The sequence below is a fragment of the Streptomyces sp. 8L genome (assembly GCF_020176795.1).
Classification (GTDB): domain Bacteria; phylum Actinomycetota; class Actinomycetes; order Streptomycetales; family Streptomycetaceae; genus Streptomyces.
Genome location: NZ_JAIUKE010000136.1, coordinates 1 through 7,575, shown reverse-complemented (window position 1 = coordinate 7,575; position 7,575 = coordinate 1). Strand labels below are relative to the sequence as shown.

Sequence of the window (7,575 nt, the reverse complement as noted above, 5' to 3'; positions counted from 1 at the left end):
CGCCCCCCCCGCCGGCGGGGGCCCCCCCGCGGGCCCCCGGCGGGGCTAACTAATCGGCGCCGCCTATTTTCGGGCGCCGGGGGGGGGGGGGGGCGCCCCCCCGGGGGCCGGGTCGAACGGGCCGGTCAGTGCAGCAGTTCCACCTCCGCGAGGGTGCTCTGGTGGTCGGCCACGAGCCGGTAGTGCGTGTACGCGCCGGGATGGGCGATCGTGAACGGACGCGTCTGCTTGTCCCACGTGAAGGACTCGCCCGAGCGCCGGTCCAGGGTCTTCCAGTGGCTGTTGTCCGTCGAGCCCTGGAGCACCCAGCCGTCCGGAGCCTTGGTGTGGTCGGAGGAGGTCAGTGTGTACTGCGTCCCCTCGACCGCGTCGCCCGAGGTCCCCAGCGGCAGGTCGGTCGCCGTGAACGTGGCGTCGGTGTCGGACGTGTTGTCGAACAGCGCCCCCGGTCCCGACAGCGCGTCGGTGCGGGGCTTCGGGGCCGTGTCGCCCTTCGTGATCGACGTCGGGGCGTCCTTCGCGCCGCTGCCCCACGCGGAGGGCTTGGGACCCATCGCGAAGTCCAGCGTCCCGCCCTTGGAGAGCAGGTCGTGCGGGAGCGAAGTGGAGTCCCAGCGCTTGCCGTTGAACTTCACGCCCTGGATGTAGACGTTGCGGGAGCTGTTCTTCGGGGCGTTGACGGTCAGGGTACGGCCGCCGTCCAGGTGCAGGGTGGCCTGCTTGAACAGCGGGGAGCCGATGCTGTAGTCGCCGCTGCCCATCACGAGCGGGTAGAAGCCGAGGGACGAGAAGATGTACCAGGCCGACTGCTCGCCGTTGTCCTCGTCGCCGTGGTAGCCCTGCCCGATGTCGCTGCCCGTGTACAGCCGGGACAGCACCTCGCGGACCTTCGCCTGCGTCTTGTACGGCTGCCCCGCGGCGTCGTACATGTAAGTGATGCCGTGCGAGGGCTGGTTGTTCTGGCCCAGCTCGCCCATCCGGGTGTCGCGCGCCTCGGTCATCTCGTGGATCACACCGCCGTAGGCGCCCGTGAACTGCGCCGTCTCCGGGGTGGAGAAGAAGGTGTCGAGCTTCTTCGCGAGACCGGCCTGCCCGCCGTACACGTCGGCCAGGCCCCGGGTGTCCTGCGGCACGGTGAAGGAGTAGCCCCAGCCGTTGCTCTCCGTGTAGTCGCCGCCCCACTCGCGCGGGTCGTACTGGTCGGCCGGCAGGTGCCAGTTGCCCTTGTCGTCACGCCCCTGGAAGAAGCCGACCTGCTTGTCGTAGAGCTCGACGTAGTCCTGGGCGCGGTTGAGGAAGTAGTCGGACTCCTCCTTGTAGCGCTTCTTCCCCGTCTTCTTGTAGAGCGCCTTGCCCATCTGGGAGATGCCGTAGTCGTTGACGTAGCCCTCCATCGCCCACGAGAAGCCCTCACCGGTGCTGGTGGAGGTGTAGCCGAGGAACGGGGAGGTGTCCATGCCCTTCCGGCCGACGCCGGACGAGGGCGGAACCACGGTGGCGTTCTTCACAGCCGCGTCGTAGGCGGCCTCGGCGTCGAACTTCACGCCCTTGACGTAGGCGTCCGCGAACGCCACGTCGGACGAGGTGCCCGTCATCAGGTCGGCGTAGCCGGGCGAGGACCAACGCGAGGTCCAGCCACCGTCCTTGTACTGCTGCACGAACCCGTCGACCATCTCGCCCGCCTTCTTCGGCGTGAGCAGCGAGTAGGCCGGCCAGGTCGTGCGGTAGGTGTCCCAGAAGCCGTTGTTGACGTACACCTTGCCGTCGACGACCTTCGCGCCGGTGTGCGTGGCGGTGTCGGGCCCCGGCATCGGAGAGAACGGGCTGGCGTACTGGTAGACCGGCTTCTTCTTCGTACCGGTGTTCTCGTAGCCGGAGTTGGGGTAGAGGTAGAGTCGGTACATGTTGGAGTAGAGCGTGGTGAGCTGGTCCTCGCTCGCGCCCTTCACCGTGATCCGTCCCATGAGCTTGTCCCACTGCGCGCGGGCGTCGTCACGGACCTTCTGGTACGAGGTGCCGGCCGGGATCTCCTGCGCCAGGTTGGCCTTGGCCTGGTCGACGCTGATCAGCGACGTCGCCAGCCGCAGGGTCACCGTGTTGCCGTGCCGGGCGGCGAACTTCATGTACCCGGTCACACCGCTCGAAGAGCTGTCCGTGACGGCCGAGTCGAAGGTCCCGTAGACGAACAGCCGCGTGGCACCGGTGGACAGGCCGCTCTTGACGTCCGAGTACCCGGTGAAGGTGCCGTTGTCCTTGTCGAGCGTGAGGCCGCCCTGCTGGGAGACGTTGTCGAAGATGACCGACGCGTCCTTGCCCGGGTACGTGAAGCGCATCATCGCGGCATGGTCGGTGGGCGCCATCTGCGCCTTCAGCCCGTTCTCGAAGGTGACCCCGTACTCGTACGGCCTGGCCTCCTCGTTGTCGTGCCGGAACGGCAGCGCCCGCCCGGTGCGCGACGTGTCGGGCTTGCCCGCCGCCGCGGACGGCATCAGCTGGAAGGTCTGCCGGTCGCCCATCCAGGGACTCGGCTCGTGGCTGAGGCCGAGCGCCTGCATCTCCGGGAGGTTGTCCGCGTTGTTGGTGCTGGCGTAGTTGTAGAGCCAGCTGTCGGAACTGGCGTCGGTGACCGGGGTCCAGAAGTTGAAGCCGTTCGGCACCGCGGCCGCGGGGATGTTGTTGCCGCGGGAGTAGCTGCCGCTGGAGTTGGTGCCCCGGGTGGTCACCGCGTAGTCCGCGAGGTGTGCCTTGGGCCGGGCGGGCGGTGTGACGGCCAGGCCGATGTCGTCCACCCAGCCCTGGAACTTCGCCGGGCCCTTCGGGGCGTCGTACGCCACGAGGATGCGTGCCACCGTCTTGCCCGCGGCGACGTCGCCGATCTGGGAGATCCGGTGGTTCCACTGGTTGACGTACAGGGACTTCGAGTCGCCCTGGGCCCGGGGGCTGAGCCCGAAGCCGTTCTGGTCGGTGGCGCCGAGGTCACTGAGGTACGTGCCGTCGGTGAAGGCCAGGTCGACGGAGACGTTGGTGGCCTGGTAGTCGAGGTCGCCGTTCGCCATCGCCGGGAAGATCTCGTACGACAGCCGCGTGTCGCGGCGCACGGCCACGTGCACGTTGAAAACCTTGTTGTACGAGTAGCCCCGGCCGGCGGCGGTCTGTGAACCGGCGTAGCGCAGCGCCTTCTTGCCGGTGAAGCCCATGCCGACCTTCGCGGTCGGCGAGGCGGTGGGCCCGCTGTCGACGCGGCTGAGCATCTGAGGGGGCGGCGGGGCGTCGGAGGCACCGGAGACGAGCTGGAGATCGGCCAGCTGAGTGGCGTCGGTGGCGCCGTTGTTGGCGGTGATCTCAAGCCGGTAGTGGGCGTAGGCGGTGGCTGAGCCGCCGAGGTCGTAGCTCTGGATCTGCTGCCGCTTGGGGAAGGACTGGCCGCTCCGCGTGTCGAGTGTCTTCCAGTCCTTGCCGTCGGCCGATCCCTCGAGGGACCAGGACTTCGGGTCGCGCTCCGCGTGGTCGTTGGCCGACGTGAGCGCGTAGCTCTTGATGGCGATGGGCGCGTCGAGGTCGTAGGAGACCCAGGCGGTGGGGGTGAACGCCAGCCACTTGGTGGAGGAGTCGCCGTCGGTGAGGTTTCTTGCCACCTCTCCGCCGTCGGTGTTCTCGTCACTGGCGGCGACCGCGGTCACATGGTCGTTCGTGTTGCCCGGAACACCGGTGTTGTACGTCCCGTTGACCCCGGAGGCCTTCGGCGCCCCGCCGGGCCCGGTCTCGACGGTGTCGGTCCATGTGGGAGCGGGATCACCGGACTCGAAGGAGGAGCTGAAGCTGCTCTTGGCCTGATGGGCGGCCGAGCCGGAGGCGGCGAGCGCCCCTCCCTGCGCCGACGCCACCAGGGCGAGAGCCGCCAGGCCCACGGTGAGGGAGCGTCTCCGTCTCCGCGAGCGGCCTGGGGGAAGCGGATGCTGCATGCGTAGACTCCCATGGGGTTTGGACAACGTTGTCAGATATCTGCCGGGCCACGCTATCGGGGCACGAGTGCCCCGAGTCAAGGGTGTTGCACTGGATTCCCACAGACAACCAGGTCAGGGCCGGGATTTGAGCCGTGGCGGCATGACGTGCATGCTCTGGTGCCCACTGGGACACAGCGGACGAAGCGTCAGAATCCCTCGTCGCCTGCCCTGGTCACCGGTTGGCCGGCGCCTGCGCCGCGGCCGGGGGGAGCGCGGCGCCTCGGCCGGGGGAGCGCGGCGACCATGCGAGCCGGGTGCCGCCCGGCCCGTGCGGAGGCGGAGCCCTTCACGTCAGGGAGCGCTGCCCGGCACGCCGTTGAGTGCGCCGCGCCGCGGCGGGCGATCCGCTGACGGGCGGCCCGGGTCGTAAGGGCCCCGGGGCGTAAGGGTCCTGGGACGTAAGGGTCCTGGGTCATAAGGCTCCGGGTCGTATGGGTTCCAGGCGGTCCGCAGGGATTCCGTGGGCCAGGGCCGTACGGGTTCCGGGCGGGCAGTGGTCATACGGCTCGCGGGCGGGCGGGGTGGTGCCGGACCCCGTGGCGCGGGCGCCGGGGCGCACCGGCGCGCGTGCCGTGCGGGACTGTGCCTCAATTCGGTTTTATCGCGCCGGTATTCGCCGGTTCGAGTGAAACCGGGTGCTTTCCCACTCCACGAAGGTCACACCGACCGGATAGTGATCGGGACGAGTGATCGGGATGGCGCCGCGGACGGACATCCCGGCCGTGCCCCGTGGGCCGGCCCACTCCCTCCGGCAGATCGCGCTACGCCACCGGCCCGCCTCCGCGCCGGCACCACCACGACCACGACGACGAGGACGACCCCCGCCGACACCGGCGAGGCGCACGGCATCCGGGGCGTGGCCGCCCCGGTACCGGATCAGGGCACGGAACTCGACACCGAGGAGCAGGGTGAAACCGGTCATCGGGCTTGCTGTCGGCCGCGGAACGGGTACGGAACTCGCGGCCGTCTTCCAACGGGTGCTGGGCGAACTCGCCCGGCTGCACTCGGTCGGCATCGACATCGCGCGGTCCCCGCGGACCTATCACTCGTACGCGTCGCTGAAGGCCGAGGGAGGCGTCGAGCAGATCCGCGCGCTCACACTGGACGACGCCGACCACTACGAGGCCTTCTGCCGCGCGCAGGCGGAGCGCGGCACGCGGGCCGTCTTCCGTACGGCGATCAACGCGCAGTCCCTCTACCTGGTCCGGCAGCGGCTTGAGGCGGTGAAGGTCGATGTCATCGCCACCGGCGACACCTCGCTGCTGCTGGTGCGGGACGAGGCCCAGGGCTTCTACACCGGAGAGAACCGGCACACACCGGGCGCGGTGACCCGGACCACGGCCTTCAGCCGGGAGGTCACCGAGAAGGTCGTCTCCTACGCCCTGCGCAGGGCCCGGCGCGAGTGGCCCGACGGCGGTATCGACCAGGTCGTCATGGCCTACAAGTTCCACCTGCTCGACGGCGCGCTCGACGCGTGGGTGCGGGAGATCTCCACGCGGCTCGGCGTCGCCATCCAGCTGGCCCAGCCGGACACGGTCAACCGGAATCTGATCACGCACGGAGCGCGCGGCCGCACCGTGATCATCGCGGGCAACGAGTGGGCCGACATCATGCATGTCGTACTGCTGGACCGATTCGGCTCCGAACGGCAGGAGAACCGCTGCACGGAGAACGTGCACCTGCACCCCGGCGTCCGGGGACTGGTCGAGTACCAGACCGTGCACGGTTCCGCGGACGACCTGGAGGGTCTGGACATCGTCAACCCGGTCGCGACGGTACGCGCCGCCGCCGTCATCGTGCAGCGGCACGCGGGCTGCGCCGGCGCCGTGGACAGGGTGGAGCGCGCGCTGGCCCGAGTCGCCGCGGCCGGCATCCGCACCCCGGACCTGGGCGGCAGGCACACCACGACCGCGGTGGTCGACGCACTCCTCGACGGCCTGGAACGACCAGGGGGCGAGGGCGCTGTAGGCCAGAGCGCCCCGCTGGCCGTCGGCCCGTGAGCGCGCGCTGCGGGACGGCCCTGGTCGTCGTCGACCTCCAGAACGACTTCTGTACGGGCTCCGTGGCCGCGTCCCGCTACGACGGCGACCCGGAGACCCTGGAAAGGGTGTCGGCGAACACCGCGCTGGCGGTCGACGCGGCGCGCGGCGCCCCGCGCACCGAGGTCGTCTTCGTACGCTTCCTCGGTGATCCAGCGCACCAGCGCGCCAGTTGGCGGCGGCGGGACGCCGTCCTCGGCAAGCGGCCGAAGTGCCTTGAGGGGTCCTGGGGAGCCGCCTTCCACCGGGCGGCACCCGCGCCCGGCGAACGCGTCTTCACCAAGCGGGCCTGCTTCGACGCGTTCCTGGACGAGGGGTTCGAGGACCACCTCCGCAGGCGCGGCATCGGCCATCTCGTGTTCGCCGGCCTGTTCACGGACGTCTGCGTGGATTCGACGGCGCGTACGGCGTTCCAGAAGGGCCTGCACGTGACCGTACTGGCCGACTGCACCGCGAGCCTGCACCTGCCGGACGAGCAGATCCTGCGGTTCATGGGTCTCGTCTACGGCGCCAGGGTCACGACCCGCGAGGAGGACGTGTGGACGGATTTCGCCCCAGGGGAGGACGCATGGCCGGCAAGGCACAGCGGGACACGCGCGTGACGGGCGGGGTCGGCATGACCGCGCTGATGGTCGCCGCCGCGCGCGCGATCGAGACGGGCCGCCAGGACGCCCTGGTGGCGGACGCCTACGCGGAGCACTTCGTGCGCGCCGCGCCCGCGTCCGCGCACTGGCCGGTCGATGTACGGGACGTCACGGGAGGCGAGTCGAACCCGCTCTGGGGCGGTCTCGGCCGCTACTTCGGCCTGCGCACCCGGGTCCTCGACGACCACCTGCAGGCCGCGGTGGCCGCGGGGGCACGCCAGATGGTCCTGCTCGGAGCGGGGCTGGACTCCCGCGCGTACCGACTCGACTGGCCCGCCGGGCTCGTGGTGTTCGAGATGGACCAGGAGGAGGTGCTGGCCTTCAAGGACGAGGTGCTGACCGGGCTGGCCGCCGTCCCGGGGGTGACGCGCGTATCGCTCGCGGCCGATCTCCGCCACGACTGGACCGGCGTGCTGACAGGCGCGGGCTTCGACCCGGCCGCGCCCACGGCGTGGCTGGCCGAGGGCCTGCTGCTCTACCTCCCCGCCTGCGCGGAGCGCCGCCTCGTGCGCGCGGTGGCCGCGCTCAGCGCGCCGGGCAGCACGCTGGCCTACGAGATCAAGCTGCCCACCGACCTGGCGAAGCTCCGGGCGAGCCCCGTCTACATTTCCACGCTCCGGCAGACCGGTCTCGATCTGCCCGGCCTCATCGACGGCGAACCGCGCCCCGACTCCGCGGGCGACCTGCGCGAGATGGGCTGGACCTCGACGATCCACACCCCGTTCGAGTTCGCCCTGCGCCACGGCCGCTGGGCGCTCCCCGAGTGGCGCGACGCGCTCGGCGGCAACCGGTGGGTCTTCGCGCACAGGCCGAAGCGGGGTTCGGTCCAGGAGGCCGGGACGGAAGGGGAGGAGGGGCTCCAGCGCGCGGGACGGTAACGAGCGGTGC

The 7,575-nt window shown here is 70.5% G+C and carries 4 protein-coding genes; 3 read left to right on the top strand and 1 reads right to left on the bottom strand.

What is annotated here, in order from left to right; all coding sequences use genetic code 11:
- Nucleotides 1-125: 125 nt before the first annotated feature.
- Entirely contained in the window at nt 126-3,962 is a 3,837-nt protein-coding gene (locus tag LCE31_RS13535; RefSeq protein ID WP_374118462.1) for a GH92 family glycosyl hydrolase, read from the bottom strand.
- A gap of 950 nt (nt 3,963-4,912) precedes the next feature.
- Here LCE31_RS13535 and LCE31_RS13530 point away from each other — a divergent pair.
- Genes LCE31_RS13530 through LCE31_RS13520 form a run of 3 tightly spaced genes read left to right on the top strand, consistent with a single transcriptional unit; the run spans nt 4,913 to nt 7,565 of the window.
- Nucleotides 4,913-6,004, top strand: coding sequence for an isocitrate/isopropylmalate family dehydrogenase (locus LCE31_RS13530; RefSeq protein WP_225014472.1), 1,092 nt, complete (start codon nt 4,913-4,915; stop codon nt 6,002-6,004).
- Complete coding sequence (locus LCE31_RS13525; RefSeq protein WP_225014471.1) at nt 6,001-6,645, top strand: cysteine hydrolase family protein; 645 nt, start codon at nt 6,001-6,003, stop codon at nt 6,643-6,645. The genes LCE31_RS13530 and LCE31_RS13525 overlap by 4 nt, the downstream gene beginning before the upstream one ends.
- Nucleotides 6,612-7,565 carry an SAM-dependent methyltransferase gene (locus LCE31_RS13520; RefSeq protein ID WP_225014470.1) on the top strand — a complete coding sequence of 318 codons (954 nt, stop codon included), beginning with the start codon at nt 6,612-6,614 and terminating at the stop codon, nt 7,563-7,565. Before LCE31_RS13525 ends, LCE31_RS13520 begins: the two co-directional genes overlap by 34 nt.
- Nucleotides 7,566-7,575 lie beyond the last annotated feature (10 nt).

Bases quoted from the DNA above. Each gene is read 5' to 3' on its own strand.
- LCE31_RS13535 (WP_374118462.1), bottom strand. From the start codon at position 3,962: ATGCAGCATCCGCTTCCCCCAGGCCGCTCGCGGAGACGGAGACGCTCC.
- LCE31_RS13520 (WP_225014470.1), top strand. From the start codon at position 6,612: ATGGCCGGCAAGGCACAGCGGGACACGCGCGTGACGGGCGGGGTCGGC.